Annotated in this window: 20 protein-coding genes; 14 read left to right on the forward strand and 6 right to left on the reverse strand. The window is 58.9% G+C overall.

The annotated features are described in order from the left end of the window. The 5 genes from KGB23_RS09945 to KGB23_RS09965 all read left to right on the forward strand — a co-directional run bounded on the left by KGB23_RS09945 (nucleotide 1) and on the right by KGB23_RS09965 (nucleotide 5,512). Nucleotides 1-1,059, forward strand: a complete 1,059-nt coding sequence (locus KGB23_RS09945; RefSeq protein ID WP_033054499.1) for an alpha-ketoacid dehydrogenase subunit beta — start codon at nucleotides 1-3, stop codon at nucleotides 1,057-1,059. Continuing rightward, entirely contained in the window at nucleotides 1,060-2,331 is a 1,272-nt protein-coding gene (locus KGB23_RS09950) for a dihydrolipoamide acetyltransferase family protein (RefSeq protein ID WP_223430902.1), read from the forward strand. Between the two features lie 3 nt (nucleotides 2,332-2,334). Then, on the forward strand, nucleotides 2,335-3,717 hold the full coding sequence (lpdA, locus tag KGB23_RS09955) for a dihydrolipoyl dehydrogenase (RefSeq protein ID WP_223430903.1): 1,383 nt from the start codon (nucleotides 2,335-2,337) through the stop codon (nucleotides 3,715-3,717). 299 nt (nucleotides 3,718-4,016) lie between these two features. Next, nucleotides 4,017-5,036 (forward strand): branched-chain amino acid aminotransferase, encoded by a 1,020-nt coding sequence (locus KGB23_RS09960; RefSeq protein WP_223430904.1) that lies wholly within the window; start codon nucleotides 4,017-4,019, stop codon nucleotides 5,034-5,036. Nucleotides 5,037-5,170: 134 nt separating this feature from the next. Then, nucleotides 5,171-5,512, forward strand: a complete 342-nt coding sequence (locus KGB23_RS09965) for a hypothetical protein (RefSeq protein WP_150657482.1) — start codon at nucleotides 5,171-5,173, stop codon at nucleotides 5,510-5,512. On the opposite strand, the gene KGB23_RS09970 is transcribed toward KGB23_RS09965, so the two are convergent. After that, nucleotides 5,502-6,428 (reverse strand): LysR substrate-binding domain-containing protein, encoded by a 927-nt coding sequence (locus KGB23_RS09970; RefSeq protein WP_223430905.1) that lies wholly within the window; start codon nucleotides 6,426-6,428, stop codon nucleotides 5,502-5,504. The genes KGB23_RS09965 and KGB23_RS09970 overlap by 11 nt on opposite strands. A 105-nt stretch (nucleotides 6,429-6,533) precedes the next feature. On the opposite strand from KGB23_RS09970, the gene KGB23_RS09975 reads away from it, so the two are divergent. Then, nucleotides 6,534-7,142: a LysE family translocator gene (locus tag KGB23_RS09975; protein ID WP_223430906.1), complete on the forward strand. Its 609-nt coding sequence runs from the start codon at nucleotides 6,534-6,536 to the stop codon at nucleotides 7,140-7,142. Here KGB23_RS09975 and KGB23_RS09980 read toward each other — a convergent pair. Continuing rightward, nucleotides 7,139-7,903 carry an ArsR/SmtB family transcription factor gene (locus KGB23_RS09980; RefSeq protein ID WP_223430907.1) on the reverse strand — a complete coding sequence of 255 codons (765 nt, stop codon included), beginning with the start codon at nucleotides 7,901-7,903 and terminating at the stop codon, nucleotides 7,139-7,141. The genes KGB23_RS09975 and KGB23_RS09980 overlap by 4 nt on opposite strands. Before the next feature lie 82 nt (nucleotides 7,904-7,985). On the opposite strand from KGB23_RS09980, the gene KGB23_RS09985 reads away from it, so the two are divergent. Then, the gene (locus KGB23_RS09985; RefSeq protein ID WP_223430908.1) at nucleotides 7,986-9,107 is read left to right on the forward strand and encodes a cytochrome P450; all 1,122 of its coding nucleotides are present in this window, start codon (nucleotides 7,986-7,988) and stop codon (nucleotides 9,105-9,107) included. A 15-nt stretch (nucleotides 9,108-9,122) separates the two neighbouring features. Here KGB23_RS09985 and KGB23_RS09990 read toward each other — a convergent pair whose 3' ends face one another. Further along, nucleotides 9,123-9,599, reverse strand: a complete 477-nt coding sequence (locus KGB23_RS09990; RefSeq protein ID WP_223430909.1) for an MEKHLA domain-containing protein — start codon at nucleotides 9,597-9,599, stop codon at nucleotides 9,123-9,125. 81 nt (nucleotides 9,600-9,680) lie between these two features. Beyond that, nucleotides 9,681-10,562, reverse strand: a complete 882-nt coding sequence (locus KGB23_RS09995) for a LysR substrate-binding domain-containing protein (RefSeq protein ID WP_223430910.1) — start codon at nucleotides 10,560-10,562, stop codon at nucleotides 9,681-9,683. Between the two features lie 138 nt (nucleotides 10,563-10,700). Between KGB23_RS09995 and KGB23_RS10000 the strand changes: the two genes are divergently transcribed. The 3 genes from KGB23_RS10000 to KGB23_RS10010 all read left to right on the forward strand — a co-directional run bounded on the left by KGB23_RS10000 (nucleotide 10,701) and on the right by KGB23_RS10010 (nucleotide 13,425). After that, nucleotides 10,701-11,732, forward strand: a complete 1,032-nt coding sequence (locus KGB23_RS10000) for a D-cysteine desulfhydrase family protein (RefSeq protein WP_223430911.1) — start codon at nucleotides 10,701-10,703, stop codon at nucleotides 11,730-11,732. Nucleotides 11,733-11,854: 122 nt separating this feature from the next. Further along, nucleotides 11,855-13,093: an S-type pyocin domain-containing protein gene (locus tag KGB23_RS10005; RefSeq protein WP_223430912.1), complete on the forward strand. Its 1,239-nt coding sequence runs from the start codon at nucleotides 11,855-11,857 to the stop codon at nucleotides 13,091-13,093. Beyond that, nucleotides 13,090-13,425, forward strand: coding sequence for a hypothetical protein (locus KGB23_RS10010; RefSeq protein ID WP_223430913.1), 336 nt, complete (start codon nucleotides 13,090-13,092; stop codon nucleotides 13,423-13,425). The genes KGB23_RS10005 and KGB23_RS10010 overlap by 4 nt, the downstream gene beginning before the upstream one ends. A gap of 104 nt (nucleotides 13,426-13,529) precedes the next feature. Here the strand turns inward: KGB23_RS10010 and KGB23_RS10015 are convergent, their stop codons facing one another. Further along, nucleotides 13,530-13,868 carry an FKBP-type peptidyl-prolyl cis-trans isomerase gene (locus KGB23_RS10015; RefSeq protein ID WP_223430915.1) on the reverse strand — a complete coding sequence of 113 codons (339 nt, stop codon included), beginning with the start codon at nucleotides 13,866-13,868 and terminating at the stop codon, nucleotides 13,530-13,532. 146 nt (nucleotides 13,869-14,014) lie between these two features. Here KGB23_RS10015 and KGB23_RS10020 point away from each other — a divergent pair, with 146 nt between their 5' ends. From KGB23_RS10020 to KGB23_RS10030, 3 genes are all read left to right on the forward strand, one after another. Continuing rightward, nucleotides 14,015-15,079 carry a M4 family metallopeptidase gene (locus KGB23_RS10020; RefSeq protein ID WP_223430916.1) on the forward strand — a complete coding sequence of 355 codons (1,065 nt, stop codon included), beginning with the start codon at nucleotides 14,015-14,017 and terminating at the stop codon, nucleotides 15,077-15,079. Continuing rightward, a complete protein-coding gene (locus KGB23_RS10025; protein WP_095128151.1) occupies nucleotides 15,076-15,399 on the forward strand; it encodes a protealysin inhibitor emfourin in 324 nt (107 codons plus the stop codon). The genes KGB23_RS10020 and KGB23_RS10025 overlap by 4 nt, the downstream gene beginning before the upstream one ends. 103 nt (nucleotides 15,400-15,502) lie before the next feature. Beyond that, a complete protein-coding gene (locus KGB23_RS10030; RefSeq protein ID WP_223430918.1) occupies nucleotides 15,503-16,576 on the forward strand; it encodes a sensor domain-containing diguanylate cyclase in 1,074 nt (357 codons plus the stop codon). A gap of 5 nt (nucleotides 16,577-16,581) precedes the next feature. Here the strand turns inward: KGB23_RS10030 and KGB23_RS10035 are convergent, their stop codons facing one another. Next, the gene (locus KGB23_RS10035; RefSeq protein WP_223430919.1) at nucleotides 16,582-17,046 is read right to left on the reverse strand and encodes a hypothetical protein; all 465 of its coding nucleotides are present in this window, start codon (nucleotides 17,044-17,046) and stop codon (nucleotides 16,582-16,584) included. 554 nt (nucleotides 17,047-17,600) lie between these two features. On the opposite strand from KGB23_RS10035, the gene KGB23_RS10040 reads away from it, so the two are divergent. Beyond that, on the forward strand, nucleotides 17,601-18,197 hold the full coding sequence (locus KGB23_RS10040) for a LemA family protein (RefSeq protein WP_223430920.1): 597 nt from the start codon (nucleotides 17,601-17,603) through the stop codon (nucleotides 18,195-18,197). Nucleotides 18,198-18,214: the final 17 nt, after the last annotated feature.

The raw sequence follows: 18,214 nt of genomic DNA on the forward strand, positions 1-18,214 counted from the left end.
ATGAACGATCACAACAACAAAATCGAGTTGGAAACCGCCATGACCACGACCACCATGACCATGATCCAGGCCCTGCGCTCGGCCATGGATGTGATGCTTGAGCGTGACGACAACGTCGTGGTGTTTGGCCAGGACGTCGGCTACTTCGGCGGCGTGTTCCGTTGCACCGAAGGCCTGCAGAACAAGTACGGCACTTCCCGGGTGTTCGACGCACCAATTTCCGAAAGCGGCATCGTCGGTGTCGCCGTGGGCATGGGCGCCTACGGCCTGCGTCCGGTGGCCGAGATCCAGTTCGCCGATTATGTCTACCCGGCGTCAGACCAGATCATTTCCGAAGCCGCCCGCCTGCGTTACCGCTCGGCCGGCGAGTTCACCGCACCGATGACCCTGCGCATGCCTTGCGGCGGCGGCATCTACGGCGGCCAGACCCACAGCCAGAGCATCGAGGCGATGTTCACCCAGGTCTGCGGCTTGCGCACGGTGATGCCGTCCAACCCTTACGACGCCAAAGGCTTGCTGATCGCCTCCATCGAAAACGATGACCCGGTGATCTTCCTCGAGCCAAAACGCCTGTACAACGGCCCGTTCGACGGTCACCACGAACGTCCGGTAACCCCGTGGTCGAAACACCCGGCCGCACAAGTGCCGGACGGTTACTACACCGTGCCGCTGGACGTCGCCGCCATTACCCGTCCGGGCAAGGACGTGACCATCCTGACGTACGGCACCACCGTTTACGTGTCGCAAGTCGCGGCAGAAGAAACCGGCATCGACGCTGAAGTCATCGACCTGCGCAGCCTGTGGCCGCTGGACCTGGACACCATCGTCAAGTCGGTGAAGAAAACCGGCCGTTGCGTGATCGTTCACGAAGCGACCCGCACCTGCGGTTTCGGCGCCGAACTGGTCGCCCTGGTGCAAGAGCACTGCTTCCACTACCTGGAAGCGCCTATCGAGCGCGTCACCGGTTGGGACACTCCCTACCCGCACGCACAAGAGTGGGCGTATTTCCCTGGTCCGTCCCGAGTGGGCGCGGCTTTGCATCGGGTTATGGAGGTCTGAATGGGCACGCACGTTATTAAAATGCCGGACATTGGTGAAGGCATTGCAGAAGTTGAACTGTCGGTTTGGCACGTCAAAGTCGGCGACATGGTCGTCGAAGATCAGGTACTCGCCGATGTCATGACCGACAAGGCGATGGTCGACATCCCTTCGCCGGTGAACGGCAAGGTGATTGCGCTGGGCGGTGTGCCCGGCGAAGTCATGGCGGTTGGCAGCATCCTGATCAGCATTGAAGTCGAAGGCGCGGGCAACGTTAAAGAGTCGGCTCAGCCTGCACCTGTTAAAGAAGCGCCGGTTGCTGCACCAAAAGTTGCCGCCGCTGTTGAAAGCAAACCGGTTGCTGCTGCAGCGCCGCGAGCTGCCGTTTGCCAAGGCCCGATGGTCGCCCGCGAAGCTGATGAGCGTCCGCTGGCCTCCCCGGCTGTACGCAAACATGCGCTGGACCTCGGCATCCAGTTGCGTCTGGTGCGTGGCACCGGCCCTGCCGGTCGGGTGCTGCACGAAGACCTCGACACCTATCTGGCCCAGGGTCAACAGCCGCAATCGACCGCTGCCGCCGCTTACGCCCAGCGTAACGACGAAGAACAAATCCCGGTCATCGGCATGCGCCGCAAGATTGCCCAGCGCATGCAGGACGCCACTCAGCGCGCCGCTCACTTCAGTTACGTCGAAGAAATCGACGTCACTGCCGTGGAAGAACTGCGCGCTCATCTGAACGAAAAACACGGCGCGACCCGCGGCAAGCTGACCTTGCTGCCGTTCCTGGTCCGCGCCCTGGTCGTCGCCCTGCGCGACTTTCCGCAGATCAACGCCCGTTACGACGACGAAGCCCAGGTCATCACCCGCCTCGGCGCGGTGCATGTCGGCGTCGCCACGCAAGCCGACATCGGTTTGATGGTGCCGGTGGTCCGTCACGCCGAAACCCGTAGCCTGTGGGACAGCGCTCAGGAAATTTCTCGCCTCGCTACCGCTGCCCGTAATGGCAAGGCCAGCCGCGATGAGCTGTCCGGTTCGACCATCACCCTGACCAGCCTCGGCGCCTTGGGCGGCATCGTCAGCACCCCGGTGCTGAACCTGCCGGAAGTGGCGATTGTCGGGGTCAACAAAATCGTCGAACGCCCGATGGTCGTCAAAGGCCAGATCGTGATTCGCAAGATGATGAACCTCTCCAGCTCCTTCGATCACCGCGTGGTCGATGGCATGGATGCGGCGCAATTCATCCAGGCCATCCGTGGTTTGCTCGAACAACCCGCCACCCTGTTTGTGGAGTAAGGCATGCAGACTTTAAACACCACGCTGCTGATCATCGGCGGCGGCCCCGGCGGTTATGTGACGGCGATTCGTGCCGGTCAGCTGGGCATCTCGACCATTCTGGTCGAAGGCGAATCACTGGGCGGCACTTGCCTGAACATCGGCTGCATTCCGTCGAAGGCGTTGATCCACGTCGCCGAACAGTTTCACCAGACGCAGCACCACAGCCAGCACTCGGCGCTGGGCATCAGCGTGTCGGCGCCGACGCTCGATATCAGCAAGAGTGTCGAGTGGAAGGACGGCATCGTTGATCGCCTGACCACCGGCGTGTCGGCATTGCTGAAAAAGAACAAAGTCCAGGTCATTCAAGGTTTTGCGAAAGTTATCGATGGTAAAACCGTAGAAGTCGGCGACACGCGCATTCAGTGCGAGCACCTGGTGCTGGCCACCGGCTCGAAAAGCGTGAACCTGCCGATGCTGCCGATTGGCGGCCCGATCATCTCCTCCACCGAAGCCCTGGCGCCGACCTCCGTGCCGAAACGGCTGATCGTGGTCGGTGGCGGTTACATCGGTCTGGAGCTGGGGATTGCCTATCGCAAGCTCGGTGCCGAGGTCAGCGTGGTCGAGGCTCAGTATCGCATCCTGCCGGCCTACGACGCCGAACTGACGCAGCCTGTACATGACGAACTGAAAAAACTCGGCATGAAGCTTTACTTGAAGCACAGCGTTCAAGGCTTTGATTCTATTAACAATACACTGCAAGTGCTTGACCCGAATGGCGACACCTTGAACCTGGAAACCGACCAGGTGCTGGTGGCCGTTGGCCGCAAACCGAACACTCAAGGCTGGAACCTCGAAGGTTTGAACCTGGACATGAACGGCTCGGCAATCAAGATCGACAACCGCGGCCAGACCAGCATGCGCAACGTGTACGCCATCGGCGACCTGAGCGGCGAACCGATGCTGGCCCACCGGGCCATGGCTCAGGGCGAGATGGTTGCCGAACTGATCAGCGGTAAATCCCGTGAATTCAACCCGACTGCCATCGCCGCCGTGTGCTTTACCGACCCGGAACTGGTGGTGGTCGGCAAGACACCGGACGACGTCAAGGCTGCGGGTCTGGACTGCATCGTTTCCAGCTTCCCGTTTGCGGCCAATGGTCGGGCGATGACTTTGGAATCGAAAAGCGGCTTCGTGCGGGTCGTGGCGCGGCGTGACAATCATGTGATTGTCGGCTGGCAGGCGGTCGGTGCGGGCGTGTCGGAATTGTCGACGGCGTTCGGTCAGAGCCTGGAAATGGGCGCGCGGCTGGAAGACATTGCCGGCACCATCCACGCGCATCCGACCTTGGGCGAAGCTGTGCAGGAAGCGGCTTTGCGTGCCCTCGGCCACGCGTTGCACCTGTAAAGACGCACACAAAACCCTGTAGCAGCTGTCGAGCAACGCGAGGCAGCGTTCGGCGACGAAGTCGTCGTAATTCGCCCCACGCGGTCTACATGAAAGAACGCGATGGCCGGTTTTGCGACGACTTCGTCGCCGAACGCTGCCTCGTGTTGCTCGACAGCTGCTACATCGGGTGCATCGATGGTCGCAGAGATTGAATTCCGGCTGCGAAATGGGCCCGGAATGAAGTATTGTTGTCCCCATCCAGAAAAACGTCAGAAGCCTTGAACCGTTTCGGCGGTTGTTAAGTGATAGAGGGTGTCATGGGTAACGAAAGCATCAATTGGGACAAGTTGGGTTTTGACTACATCAAGACAGACAAGCGCTATCTGTCGCACTGGCGTAATGGCGAGTGGGACAAAGGCACCCTGACCGAAGACAATGTGCTGCACATCAGCGAAGGCTCTACTGCCCTTCACTATGGCCAGCAATGCTTCGAGGGCTTGAAGGCCTATCGTTGCAAGGACGGTTCGATCAATCTGTTCCGCCCGGATCAGAACGCCGCACGCATGCAACGCAGCTGCGCGCGCCTGCTGATGCCACACGTGTCCACCGAGCAGTTCGTCGAAGCGTGCAAGGAAGTGGTCCGCGCCAACGAGCGCTTCATCCCGCCTTACGGCACCGGCGGCGCGCTGTACCTGCGTCCGTTCGTGATCGGCGTGGGTGACAACATCGGCGTGCGTACCGCCCCCGAGTTCATCTTCTCGATCTTCGCCATCCCGGTCGGTGCCTACTTCAAGGGCGGCCTGACCCCGCACAACTTCCTGATCTCCAGCTACGACCGCGCCGCCCCACAAGGCACCGGTGCAGCCAAGGTCGGTGGTAACTACGCGGCCAGCCTGATGCCGGGTTCCCAGGCCAAGAAAGCCCACTTCGCCGACTGCATCTACCTGGACCCGATGACCCACACCAAAATCGAAGAAGTCGGCTCGGCCAACTTCTTCGGGATCACCCACGACAACAAGTTCGTGACCCCGAACTCGCCGTCGGTGCTGCCGGGCATCACCCGTCTGTCGTTGATCGAGCTGGCAAAAACGCGTCTGGGCCTGGAAGTGGTCGAAGGCGACGTGTTCATCGACAAGCTGTCCGACTTCAAGGAAGCCGGTGCTTGCGGTACTGCTGCGGTGATCACCCCGATCGGCGGCATCAGCTACAACGACAAACTGCACGTGTTCCATAGCGAAACCGACGTCGGCCCGGTCACCCAGAAGCTCTATAAAGAGCTGACGGGCGTACAGACCGGCGACATCGAAGCGCCAGCGGGCTGGATCGTCAAGGTTTGATTTGACGCCACTGTCCGTTTGAACACAAAAGCCCGGCCATCACGTTGAAGGCCGGGCTTTTTTTCGTCCGCATATCGCGGAAAACGTCTCTAGACTGCCACGTTCAATAGCCATTAACAGGTGCCACCTCAACCATGAGCAAACTCTGGCGAAAGTATTTGGCCTTGCTGGACACCGACTTCACCACGCAAGTGTTCGACAACATCAAGAACCTGCTGGTGTGTGCCCTGCTGTTCGCGGCGGGCACCAACGCGCTACACAGCGATCAGTACTTGTTTATGGGGTTTCTCACCTCAAGCCTCGCCGGCTGGGGATTGATCCTGCTGTCAGCGGTGCTGATGCTGCTTAATGTCAGCGACGGCCTGCGTCGGCTGTCCAGGTTGCCGTATCACACGGCGTTTCAGATCATTCTGTTTCTGGTCTACCTGGTGTTGGCGGTGCGGGTGGTGGAGATTGTCTGGAATTTCAGGGCGTAGCGGTCACAGCACGAGGTGTTTGCCAACGCAGCTCATCCTCAGCAATGCGAGCAAACAACCACTCCACAAACACCCGTGTCTGCACGGTCACGTCCGGCGCGACACCGTAGTAATAACGCGGCAGCGGCATCCGCAAGTCGGGTAACGGGCAAATCAGGCGACCGCTCGAGAGGTGGGTGCCCAGCAAAGAGGTCGGGCACAAGGCAACGCCCTGTCCATCCACGGCGGCCTTAAGCACCAGGTGCATGTGATCAAACTGCCGGGTGACCTGAGTGCCTGGCTGGCCTTGAGCAAAATGCAGGGCCCAGTTGTGCCAATCTTCGCGACGCGCCTTGGCCGTCAGTAACGTGTGCCGGCTCAGGGACGCGAGGTCCTCAAGGGCCAGGCGTTCGATCAGCGAGGGTGCCGCGACCAGCAACAGTTCGTCTTCGAAAAGCGCTCGCGCCTCAATCGCCGGCGCCCAGTCGTCACGACCACGGCGAATGACGATGTCGAACCCGTCGCGTGCATGATCGGGAGCCTGGGTTTGGGTGATCACCTGCGGCTTGATGTCCGGGTGCTGCGCAATGAAATCCTCCAGTCTGGGCGTTAGCCAAAGCATGGCAAAGGACGGACGGACATTGATCTTCACGGTCGGCAGCGAGGCGTGCTGCTTGAGTTCAGCCGCGGCGTTGGCGATCTGCGCCAGCCCGGCACTGACCTGCTCATAAAAGCGCTGACCGGCCGGTGTCAGCACCGATTGACGGATACGCCGCTCGAACAGCAACACACCCAGGTGCTCCTCAAGCAATTTGATATGCCGGCTGACGGAACTGTGACTGACATGCAGCTCTTCGGCCGCCAGGCTGAAACTCTGATGGCGAGCAGCAACAGCGAAGGCGCGAACAGCATTAAGCGGCGGTAGTGGATTCATCATGTGTCTAATTTAGTCACATATGCACCGCAATTAAAGCGTTTGTCACGCCCACGTCGCCACGCCAATCTGCTCGCACGCAGCCAGCGCCACCTGACGGAGCAAGACATGAACAGCTACGGACTCTTTCTACTGTTTGCCACCCTGACCATTTTGAGTCCAGGGCCTGGCGTGCTCCTGACCCTGTCCAACGCGGTGCGCCACGGCTGGACCGGGGCAGTGCCGGGCATTCTGGGGATCGCGTCGGGAGCGTTTATCGTCGCCGCCATCAGCGCCACCAGTGTCGGCCTGATCCTCAGCACCTCCGCCAACGCCTTTACCGCGTTGAAATACGCAGGGGCCGCCTATTTGTTGTACCTGGGTTACAAAAGCTGGCGCTCGGCTGGTTTCAACACGCTGCTTGAAGCGCGCCCTTCAAGCCCGGGCTACCGCTTCCTTGAAGCGGCTTCGATCCAGTTTTTGAACCCCAAAGCAGTGTTTTTCTTTCTGGCGGTGTTCCCGCAATTCATCGACCCCTCAGCGCACTTCTCCACCCAGTTTTTCAAACTGGTCGCCTCCTATGGCGTACTGGTGATCCTCGTGCATGGCAGCTATGCCTTGCTCGCCAATGCCGCCAAAGGCTGGTTATCCAGCCCGAAAGGTTCCTGGCTGGCGGCGAAAGTCTCGGGCGTGACCTTCGCCGGTTTCGGCGTACTCATGGCCTCGGCCAGTCGCTAAGGTGCAGAACTGGCGTGCGCGCGACGCCGGGTCTCGGTGGAAACGGGTTGTGTTGTCGATACCTGAACCGGCAGTTCAACGGCAAACCGGCTGCTGAGTTCCTTTCGCCCCGTCGCCGTCAACGCCAGCGCGCGGCTGTCCAGGTCCTGTGTCACCCATTTGCGCTTGATCGCCGTTTGCAGCAACGCCGCCCCCAACGAACCGCCCAGATGCGGCCGACGCATGCTCCAGTCCAGACATGGGCAGGCGAAGCGGCGACGCAGCGTGCTCAAGTCCTTGACCTCGATACCCAACCCTTCAAACAACGCCTCACCGCTGTCGCTGAGCTGATAGACCTGTTCATCGGTTTCCAGCAGCCACCCCGCTTCGATCATCCGGTCATGCAGCAGCACTGCCAACGTGCCGGCCATGTGGCCGTAGCAAGTGCGGGCGAATTGCAGGCGATCCGGGGTGCGCGGATTGAAAGTCGGCGCGGCGTTCTGGCCGATCACCATCAACGCTTCCAGCGCTTGGGCGACGCGCTTGTCCGTCAGGCTGTAATAGCGATGTCGGCCCTGCACGTGCAGCCGCACCAGCGCCAAATCCTTGAGTTTGGCCAGGTGCGCGCTGGCGGTGGAGGCGCTGACCTCGGCAATCGCCGCCAACTCAGTGCTGGTGCGGGCGTGGCCGTCCATCAGCGAACAGAGGATTTTCGTCCGGGCCGGTTCCGCGATCGCCGCAGCCACCTGAGAGACGCCGATGTCGTGCTGTTCTACGTTCATATTTCGCTCCCGGACGAATCAAGGCCCTTTCGGACTGGAGATAGTAGCAACACTTTTCCAACCACGAACAAGGCTGCGACCCATGGACCCGATCATCGCTGCGACTCATGCCGATCCTTATCCCTATTACGCGCAACTGCGCGCGGACGGCGGGCTGTTTTTTCATCAAGGACTAAAAATGTGGATTGCGAGTAACGCCCGAGTCGTTGCGGCTGTGCTGGCGCATCCTGACTGCCATGTTCGACCGTCCCACGAACCGGTGCCCAAGGCGATTGTTGGCGGAATGGCCGGCAAGGTCTTTGGTCAGTTGATGCGGATGAATGAGGGCGAACGGCAGCGTTGCCCGAGGTCGGCGATTCAACCGGGGTTGGCGTTGATTGATGCAGATGCAGTCAATGCGCTGGTCCGCGCTCGCCTGATCACTCCGGGCGCCGATGGGCTGTTCAAGGCGATGTTCCGCGGGCCGGTGTGCGTGGTGGCTGCATTGCTGGGGTTCTCGCCGGCTCAGGGCCGGGCTATCAGCGAACTGACGGGGGACTTCGTCGCGTGCCTGTCACCCCTTGGCGATCAGGCGCAACGGGATGCAGCTCATGTTGCGGCGGAACACTTGAGCGGCTATTTCGTTGAGTTGCTGGATGACCCGAGCACTCAGAGCGCCCTGCTCGCCGGGATCCGCCAGCGCTTCGCGGCAACCTCTGACGACGCTGAAACGTTGATCGCCAACCTGATCGGGCTGTTTTCCCAGACCTATGAAGCCACCGCCGGGCTGATCGGCAATGCGCTGTTGGCGTTGATTCGAATCCCGTCGTTGCACAGCGAATCGACACCCGTGGGCGACTTGATCGCTGAAGTTCAGCGCTTCGATCCATCGGTGCAGAACACCCGCCGCTTTGTCGCTGCGACTTGTGAAATCGACGGGGTAAGCCTCAATTCAGGCGACATGATTCTGGTGCTGCTGGCCTCGGCTAATCGTGATCCGCTGCTCAATGACCATCCCGACGTCTTTCTTCTTGATCGTCCAGACCGGCGCAGCTTTACCTTTGGTGCGGGGCGGCATCAATGTCCGGGGCAGTTGTTGGCGTTGAGTATTGCCAGCGCCACGTTGAGGGAGATTCTGACGTTAAAGCCTGCTTTGGATCGCCTGACCTGGCATTACCGACCTTCGCTGAACGGGCGTATTCCGCTGTTTAGCTATTTGCCGTAAGCCCGATCGTTCCTACTAATCAACCCGACCAACACGCTCCGCATCCGGCCAGAACAGTGCCGCCTGCCCTCGATGCTCACCGTGCTGATCGATCAGCGTCCAGACTTTGCCTTCGTGAATCATGAAGGCATTGCCATCCCGATCCACCCGATAACCGCTGTATCCATGAGCAATCCCGTTGGCCGTGACCTGCTCCAGCAACGTCTGGCGCATGGCTCGGTCCAGTGGCGAAGCGCTGAACCGTGATGGCATGCCGAGGAACTGCGAGCGATCGTATTTGAAACAGGCCAGCGTCTGTTCATTGGCGTAGAAGAAGCAAGGATCGGCTTCGGTACCATGCGCTAGCAGACTGTAAGGCGCGTGCGCGTGCAACCAGTGCAAGCGCTCAGGTCCGGTCAGCGACTCAGGGGATGGCAGGCTTTGGCCGGTCCAGCGCCGGTAAGCTTCGTCCAGCAGTTGAACAGCAGCTGCATATTCGTTGATTGGCGACACGCGCCCTCCCACGCAAAGGCGTTGGTTTTTGATGCGCCGTAGCCTATCGAAACCCTGCTGAAAAATCCGCATCCGCAACGGTCACGCCAGTCGCTGCGCAACAAATTCGATAAAGGCTTTCAACTTGGGCAGTGATTTGCGCGAGCGTGGATAAACCATTTGTACCGGCTTGGGCGGCGGAGCATAGGCGTCGAGGATCCGCACGAGTTCACCTTTAGCCAACGCGGCCGACACCAGGAAATCAGGCTGCATCAAAATCCCCTCTCCGGCCACGGCCGCCTGCAGCAACACTTGGCCGTCATTGCTTTTCAACACCGCCCCTTCAGGCCAGGGAACCTCGCTGGCGCCGTTTTGCAAAGGCCAGGCAAACCGGTTATTCCAGGACGTGTGGGTGAGGATTCTGTGTCGGTGCAGGTCTTCGGGGGATTGGGGTTCCTGCCATTTTTCCAGATACCGGGGCGATGCGCAGATCACCATTCGATACGGTGGCAATGGCTTGGCCAGCAGATTCACGCCGATCAATTCGGAGATCCTGAACGCCAGATCGAATGACGTCTCGTACAGGTCCACCACTTCGTTGCTCAGAATCAGCTCGACCTGAATCTGCGGATAACACTGCATGAACTCCGACACCAGAGGACCGACCAATGCCACGCCGAGGGTCATCGGTGCGGTGATCCGCAACAGGCCGCTGGGCTCCGGGTTCGACGCCTCCACCCGGCTGAACGCGTACTTCACCTGCTCCAGTGCCCGCTTGGCTTCTTCATAAAACAACCGCCCTTCCCCGGTGATGGATTGCCGTCGGGTGGTGCGTTGAATGAGCTGGGTGTTGAGGGTTTTCTCCAGGCTCTGGATATGCCGTCCAACCATGACTGCCGACATCCCGACGTCACTGGCCGCATCGGCAAAGCTGCCCGCCTCGACCACGGCGACGAAAACTTCCATTTGCCTGAGTTTGCTCATGACCATGCCTTGTGAAGGGAGAAACTGAACGCTTGATTAAGTACATCAGGTTAAAGGAGTAATAACCGGCAATGCGTTTATCACGAAGGGCTTTCTCCCTAGAGTCACTTGATTAAAGTGAACAACGAGGCTCCATTGATGCAAACCCTACTGGACACGTCACTGAGTTCTTTTGCGCGGGCAGACCTTCTGCAAGGCCCCACGCCCATCCAGCGCGCCGAACGCCTCGAACACCTGCTGGGCTTGAAGTCGCAGGGAATCGGCCTGTTTCTCAAGCGCGACGATCATATGCTGATTGGCGGTGGCGGTAACAAACTGCGCAAACTCGAATTCCATATCGGCGCAGCGCTGGCGGCCGGAGTCGACACGGTGATCACCGTGGGCGGCATTCAGTCCAACCATGCACGCCTGACCGCCGCGGTGTGCGCGCGCCTGGGCCTTGCCTGCGAACTGATCCTGATCCGCGCGGTACCCAAAACCGATGTGGATTACGAACTCAACGGCAACGTTCTGCTCGACCAGTTGTTTGGCGCACAGCTACAGGTGCTTGCCGGGGGCAGCGACTCACTCGCCGTGGCCGAAACACGGGCCACGCAACTTCGGGATTCGGGGCGCAACGTGCTGGTGATTCCCACCGGTGGCTCAACGCCGCTGGGCAGTCTCGGTTATGCGCGCTGCGCGGCGGAGATCGCGCAGCAGGAGACGGAACTCGGCCTCACCCTCAATCAAGTCGTGGTGCCCAACGGCAGCGCCGGCACCCACGCCGGGCTCGCGGCCGGCTTCCAGTTGCTGGGCCGAGGCACCTCGATCGTAAAATCCTATTCAGTTTTGTCCGATCGAGACACGTCAGCGGCCAGAACCCGGCAATTGACCCAGGACGCATTGGCGCTGTTGGGCAGCAGCGCCGTCGTTCAGGCTGAAGAGATCGCCATTGACGGCAGTCAGTTGGGCGACGGTTACGGTCTGCCAACGCCGGCCATGCAGGAAGCAGTGCGCCTGATGGCTCGCGCCGAAGGCTTGTTGATCGACCCGGTCTACTCCGGCAAAGCGTTTGCTGGGCTGTTGGCCGATCTCAGGCAAGGACGTTACCGTTCTGGGGACAATGTGCTGTTCGTGATGACGGGTGGAACACCGGGCCTTTATGCCTACCGGGAGACCTTTCAGTCTTAGCGGTTAATCGTCGCGCGTCAGTCCTTCCACTAACTCATAGAGTTTCAGACCCGTCCTACATCTATCAAATGTCCGTTGATATAGCGTCCGCATCGTTTTCAAATGATGAAACAAGGACGCTCATGGCTAGCAAAACAGGCATACCCAGGATTCAAAACCCACCGTCAGGCGACGGGCATCACGTCACCAGCCGCTACATGAACGCCACCGAACTGGCAGAGCGGGACGCCAGACAAAAAAAATATGACGACATGTTGGCCCGACAACAGGCATATGAAGACCGTTTCATAAGGCAACCTCAGCAACATGACCAGCCCAGCTCCATGGGTTGCGTATTCGCCAAAAGCTGCAACCTCCCCGACGGCGTAATCAACCACGACAATCCAACCGGGTTTGTCCCGGTCGAGAAATTGGCCGACTACGGAAAGTTCTCGCTTTTAGGTGGCCGTGAAAGGGATGAAGCAGGAAACATACCTCTAAAAAAAATCAGTGGTAGCGCATTACCTCGCTCATTTGGAACACTGATTTTGGGTGGCGTAGGAGCTGCTGGCTCCGGGGCGGCTGCAAGCGGTGCGGGGGTAGTGACGGCTGGTGTTGTTGCTGGCGCTTTGGCGGGAGTCGTTGCGTTGCTCTGGCCATCGACGCTCGGGGACAGTTCCCTGTATTCGGAAGTACAGCTCAAATCACTCAAAGAAGGTCGCACCCGAGTTCGCCTGCATATTGAACACCAGGCCAATGGCACCTTGAAGGCATACGGATACAACACTCAAAAGCGCAGCGACTGGGAAATGATTCCTGTCGTGCAGTTCGTAGCTCAAGGCTCTCAGCAAGTGGCTGACTTTGGTAACGGGGTAACGCTGATATGGACACCAGCCGTAGATCCGTCGAGCACTTCGGGAATCCCGCCGCTAGAAGGAGCTCCACAAGCTCCGCAAATCTGGGTTTATCCGCCTACACCAGCGGCTGACAGCATCATTGTTAACCCAATCTATCCGCCTGAGTACAAGGACTTCATCCTTGTTTTCCCGGCTGATTCCGGCATCAAGCCTCTTTACATTGTCTTTTCCCTGCGATTCGATGCTGCCAGGTACCATGGAAAGACGGATACACCAGTTAAAAGTAAGGGTCCCGAGAATGGCCAGGAAGCTTTGGATAATTCGGTACAGATAAAACCTACATCGGAACGCAGGATTGGTATTGATCCCAAAACCAACGAGTTTGTCGTCTTTGATCATACGGGAGGGGACGACTACCACGGACATGTCAGAGCATGGAATAAACTCCATCAAGATATGAAAAATGTATTGATCAAGGCAAAAAAAGCCGACACCAAGGGAAACATCCTGGGAGCTAAACAGTGAGTCTTATCTACCACGATCCGTCGATTAGCCATGACGAAGCAATCAGTCTCTTTGATAGCGGCTTAGAAAAGAACATTGTCACCGCGCTGATTTCCATCGGACTAAATGAGCAAGACAGTGCCTGGGCTCAGACCATTTGCCTGAAACATCTCGAGAGTGGCACTCAGTCGGTGGCTGCGGCAGCAATCACCGCACTCGGCCATGTAGCCCGCAGATTCGGTGAGCTTGAAATACAAGCCGTGATGCCCGCCCTTGATTACGTGAAAGGAAAATTCCCTGCACTAGAAGCCACAGTTGCTGACACGCTCGACGATATTGAAATGTTCACCTGACTCACTAAATCAAAACCAGAAATCACCCTCCCAACACATAAAAACCCCACCATTTCTTCTAACAGAGATGGCGGGGTTCGCCATTTCAGCCCACACCCAACAAATCAATCATCGCGCGTCAGCACTTCCAGCAACTCAATCTCGAAAATCAGGTTCGAATTCGGCGTGATCTTGCCCATGGTCCGTTCACCGTAGGCCAGATGCGCCGGCACCAGCAACTTGCGCTTGCCGCCGACCTGCATGCCCATAATCCCCTGATCCCAACCCTTGATCACCCGCCCCGTGCCAATCACGCACTGGAAAGGTTTGCCCCGGTTGTAGGAAGAATCGAATTCAGTCCCGTCTTCCAGCCAGCCGCGGTATTGGGTGGTAATCAGCGCGCCTTTGACGGCGGCTTTGCCGTCGCCCGGCTCAAGGTCAATGATTTGCAACTCGTCGTTCATGATTCCTACTCGTTCACTGTCGCCCAGTGATTGGGGCGCGGACGGAGGTTTTCGCAGAAACCGGCGCGCAAGGCAATCCACGGAACCGAAAGACCGTCATCCGGCTCACATGAATAACGACTTCGTATTAAGGAAAGGATGCTCTGATGACCGACTCATCACCGCTGTACAGTTTCATCCCGCCCTACATCCTCAACCGAATCATCGCCCACGGTTCCGACCGTCAGCGCTCCAGCGCCCAGACCACACTGATCCATGTCCGTCGTTTGCGGCACAATCCCGGCCCGCCATCGCGACCACCCGCCAAAGCGATCCTGCCGCTGCCCGGCCGCCCCGGCCTGGCACAGCGCAGCATTCATGACGCGCAAGGGAAAATGCTTCTGCCGGGGATGCCTGTGCGACTTGAAGGCCAGGCGACAACCGGCGATCCGGCGGTCGACGAGGCCTACGACGCAATGGGTGCCAGCTATGATTTCTTCTGGAAGGTGCTGGGTCGGGACTCCATCGACAACAAGGGTTTTGCCCTGATCGGCAGCGTGCATTACGGCCTGGATTACCAGAACGCATTCTGGAACGGCGCGCAAATGGTGTTCGGCGACGGCGATGGTGAAATCTTCGAGCGCTTCACCCGCTCTCTGGATGTGATCGGCCACGAGTTGACGCACGGCGTTATCGAAAGCGAAGCCGGTCTGGTCTATGCCAGCCAGTCCGGCGCATTGAACGAATCGATATCGGACGTTTTGGGGGTACTGATCAAACAACATGTACTGGGCCAGACCGCCGAACAGGCTGACTGGCTGATCGGTGCGGACCTGCTGGCACCACGCATCAAAGGTATCGGTTTACGCTCGATGGCCCATCCGGGCACGGCCTATGACGACCCGTTGCTTGGCAAGGACCCGCAACCGGATCACATGCGCAAGTTCGTCATCACCCAGGAAGACAATGGAGGGGTGCACATCAATTCGGGCATCCCTAATCGGGCGTTTTATCTGGCCGCAATGGCGCTGGGCGGCTTTGCCTGGGAAAGAACCGGCCGCATCTGGTACGACGCGCTGTGCGACAAACGCCTGAGTAGCGAAGCGACATTCAGTGCCTTCGCGCAACTGACCGTCGAGCATGCCCGGCAAGGATTTGGGGCGAAGGCAGTCGAGGCGGTGCGGCACGGCTGGTCTGAAGTGGGCGTCGACCTGACGCCGGAGGAACAATGAAAACCTTGCCAACACTGGACGATAACGCGGTGGTCTGTGTCTCCCGCCAGGGCGGCATAGCGGCGATCCACACCTTGACCCGCCCTCGAGAGATCGAATTCGCCCAATGCAATGCCGACCAACGCACCCGCATTTGTTCGTTGCTCGAGGGTTGCCTGCTTATGACGAGTTCTTCCGCCGGTCGGGGCGATCAGCGCTTCTATCAAATCGAAGTGCGCTACCGCAGCGGCGAACAGGACGACCGGATGGTGATGAAGGTGCCTGAAGATCAGGCGCCAGGGGAATTGGTGCATCTGTGGGACAAAGGTGAACTGCTATAAGTTTGGCGCCCCTCGTAATAGAGGCTGATGATCGAAGGCCGTGTGAACTAACATAGGCACATCTCTCCCGATACGGCTGATACGCCACGATGGCGAAACCTGAATGAATGTGGATTGGACCAGCGCCGCCATCGGCTCAATGATGCTAGCCCTGATCGTCGCGTTGATCTGTCGCGAGCGCTCGCTGCAAAAGCAGCTGGCCGAGTATCGCGTGCTGATCACCAGCCTGACTGACGGGCAAAACATCCGTCAGGACGGCGATGCCGAACGCTTCAAGCGTAGCCAGTACTTCGCCCGCATCGGCACGTGGGACTGGGATGTCGACACCGACAAGCTCTACTGGTCGGACGCGATCTACGGCATGTTTGGCTTCAAGATCGACGAAGTAACGCCCTCCTACGCCCTGTTTTGCTCATGTGTTCACCCCGACGATCGGGCCAGGGTCCGGGCCGGGGAATTGCGCTGCCTGGAAACCGGCGACAACCATGACGAGGAATACCGGGTGATCTGGCCCGACGGCACGATCCGCTGGCTTCGGGAAACCGGCAATGTGGTCAAGAACGACCACGATGCAACGATCAAGATGATGGGCGTGGTACGCGATATCACTGAGGAAAAAGCCTCCGCCAGCTACCTGCAACACCTGGCCCACTTCGACCCGCTGACCGGCCTGCCCAATCGTCTGGTGCTCGAGGAGCGTCTGTCGGAAGCGCTGGAACAGGCGCGCATCAGCGCCACGAGGGTTGCGCTGGTGTTTGTCGACCTCAACGGTTTCAAGGCAATCAACGACCATTACGGCCATGCCGCCGGCGACCGGGTACTGATCACCACCGCCACCCGCCTGAAGAAAATCCTGCGTTCAACCGACACCGTCGCCCGGATCAGTGGCGACGAATTTGTGGTCATCCTTCAAGGCCTGCCCCAGGGCAACAGCCTGCAAGACGAAGCCCGCAGCATCTGCCAGAAAATCTTCGTCGAACTGTCGCCACCGGTGACCATCGGTAATGATCAACGCCACATCGGCACCAGCCTGGGGGTCGCGGTGTTCCCGGACCATGCGCCGAGCATGGACCGGTTGATTCATATTGCGGATCTGGCGATGTATGAGGCGAAGCGCAGTGGGAATAATCAGTATCGGTTGGGTGAACAATCGATGAGCCCTAGCCGGGTTGATTGACCCGTTCAATCCTTGCGCTGGCCGAATGGAATGCCGTTGAAGGTGTGGGTGCAGCAATAACAATTAGGTGTCATGCGCTCGGCCGTCAGCTCGGGATTGACGATCCGCAGACACCCTTGATCATCGACATACAAGCCACTGAAGTAGCTCGACTCCCCCAATCGCACCTGCTCCTGCCTTTCGTTTTCATGCAGAGCCACCATCCAGAACACCGGTTCAGGTCGATCGAGGCGAGCCACCGCTTCGCTGAACACTTCATCCCACCGCCCACCGACGCGGGACAGCAAAAACCGGAACAACGGCGTGTAATCGAACCCGTGCCGACGAGTCCCATGCATCGATCCCCGGAGCGCATCGTTCTGGATTTCAGTCTTGGTATTGCGCTGATGCCGGTAATGCCCCGTGATTTCGTTACACCGGACACCCCAAGTGCGGGTATTAACCTTGCGGTAAAGGGGTTTCTTTTCCAACGAGTCGCTCCTGACATCCAGTCAATGAAATCGCCGCAGAGCTTTACCGGAACCGCTGGCAATTTCAATCAACCCTCGATGGCCAATTGTTGCTGGCGGTTTAACGCTCCACTGGCGTGATAGCAATAATCGTCCCGTTAGTAATCATCACCATCATGTACTTGTCGTTGTTCTGCACTCATTGCGCCTGCCCCTTCGGGGCTTTCAGACCTTTCTGTTTCCAGTTACTCAAGGCCTTTGCGCTGCGCTGAAAAACGTCCGGGGCGCGGGCGCGACCACTAAATCCTGGGAGTTGTTAACCCCTGGCTGAACGGTTATTTGCGGTGGGTCATCCGCTTGAACGATCGGGCTGGATACCGGCAATGCCTGCGACAAGGGCGAGGCTGGCGATAAGGGTCTTGTTGTTCATCGATGAACCCCCAGTAAATTCGTGGTACCCGATCCGGGACCGTAGTGACGCCCAATCATTTCAATCGGGGCGACCGGCAGCAGCCAAACCTGCTGATTTCAGATAACATCCCGCGCCCCATCCCGCACGCTGATAAGGACATCACATGGCAGCTTCCAGCGCCGTTATTCTGGTCATTCTGGCCCTCTTCATTCTCTATGCCATTGGCGTCTTCAACGCCTTGGTCGCCCGCCGCAACCAATTCAAGAATGCCTTCGCCCAGGTTGAAGTGCAGCTCAAGCGTCGCTACGACCTGATCCCCAATCTGGTGGAAACCGCCAAGGGCTATCTGGCCCACGAGCGTGGCACCCTTGAAGCTGTCATCGCCGCGCGCAACACCGCACTGGCCGGACTCCAGGCCGCCCGGGCACAACCGGGTGATGCGGGCAGCATCGCGCAATTGAGCCTTGCGGACGGTGCGCTCAATAGCGCCATGGGACGCCTGAATGTGACGATGGAAGCTTATCCCGATCTCAAGGGCTCGCAGAACATGCAGCAGCTCAGTGAAGAGTTGAGCAGCACCGAAAACAAGGTGGCGTTCGCCCGTCAGGCGTTCAACGATGCGGTCATGGCCTACAACACGCTCAAGCAGAGCTTCCCGGCCGTGCTGCTGGCTGCCATCTTCGGCCATGGCGCCGACGCCAGCCTGCTGGAATTTGCCGACAGCGCGGTGATTCAGGACGCTCCGAAAGTCTCTTTTTGACGCCCCTTATCCACGGA

The organism is Pseudomonas sp. GL-B-26 (assembly GCF_019947405.1).
Lineage (GTDB): Bacteria > Pseudomonadota > Gammaproteobacteria > Pseudomonadales > Pseudomonadaceae > Aquipseudomonas.

Excerpts from the sequence above, each read along its gene's own strand:
- KGB23_RS10025 (WP_095128151.1), top strand. The coding sequence starts at position 15,076 with ATGAAAACCTTGCCAACACTGGACGATAACGCGGTGGTCTGTGTCTCC.
- KGB23_RS09950 (WP_223430902.1), top strand. The coding sequence starts at position 1,060 with ATGGGCACGCACGTTATTAAAATGCCGGACATTGGTGAAGGCATTGCA.
- KGB23_RS10015 (WP_223430915.1), bottom strand. The coding sequence starts at position 13,868 with ATGAACGACGAGTTGCAAATCATTGACCTTGAGCCGGGCGACGGCAAA.
- KGB23_RS09960 (WP_223430904.1), top strand. The coding sequence starts at position 4,017 with ATGGGTAACGAAAGCATCAATTGGGACAAGTTGGGTTTTGACTACATC.
- KGB23_RS09965 (WP_150657482.1), top strand. The coding sequence starts at position 5,171 with ATGAGCAAACTCTGGCGAAAGTATTTGGCCTTGCTGGACACCGACTTC.
- KGB23_RS09995 (WP_223430910.1), bottom strand. The coding sequence starts at position 10,562 with ATGAGCAAACTCAGGCAAATGGAAGTTTTCGTCGCCGTGGTCGAGGCG.
- KGB23_RS10030 (WP_223430918.1), top strand. The coding sequence starts at position 15,503 with ATGAATGTGGATTGGACCAGCGCCGCCATCGGCTCAATGATGCTAGCC.
- KGB23_RS10040 (WP_223430920.1), top strand. The coding sequence starts at position 17,601 with ATGGCAGCTTCCAGCGCCGTTATTCTGGTCATTCTGGCCCTCTTCATT.
- KGB23_RS10020 (WP_223430916.1), top strand. The coding sequence starts at position 14,015 with ATGACCGACTCATCACCGCTGTACAGTTTCATCCCGCCCTACATCCTC.
- KGB23_RS09945 (WP_033054499.1), top strand. The coding sequence starts at position 1 with ATGAACGATCACAACAACAAAATCGAGTTGGAAACCGCCATGACCACG.
- lpdA (WP_223430903.1), top strand. The coding sequence starts at position 2,335 with ATGCAGACTTTAAACACCACGCTGCTGATCATCGGCGGCGGCCCCGGC.
- KGB23_RS09970 (WP_223430905.1), bottom strand. The coding sequence starts at position 6,428 with ATGATGAATCCACTACCGCCGCTTAATGCTGTTCGCGCCTTCGCTGTT.
- KGB23_RS09985 (WP_223430908.1), top strand. The coding sequence starts at position 7,986 with ATGGACCCGATCATCGCTGCGACTCATGCCGATCCTTATCCCTATTAC.
- KGB23_RS09980 (WP_223430907.1), bottom strand. The coding sequence starts at position 7,903 with ATGAACGTAGAACAGCACGACATCGGCGTCTCTCAGGTGGCTGCGGCG.
- KGB23_RS09975 (WP_223430906.1), top strand. The coding sequence starts at position 6,534 with ATGAACAGCTACGGACTCTTTCTACTGTTTGCCACCCTGACCATTTTG.
- KGB23_RS10000 (WP_223430911.1), top strand. The coding sequence starts at position 10,701 with ATGCAAACCCTACTGGACACGTCACTGAGTTCTTTTGCGCGGGCAGAC.
- KGB23_RS10005 (WP_223430912.1), top strand. The coding sequence starts at position 11,855 with ATGGCTAGCAAAACAGGCATACCCAGGATTCAAAACCCACCGTCAGGC.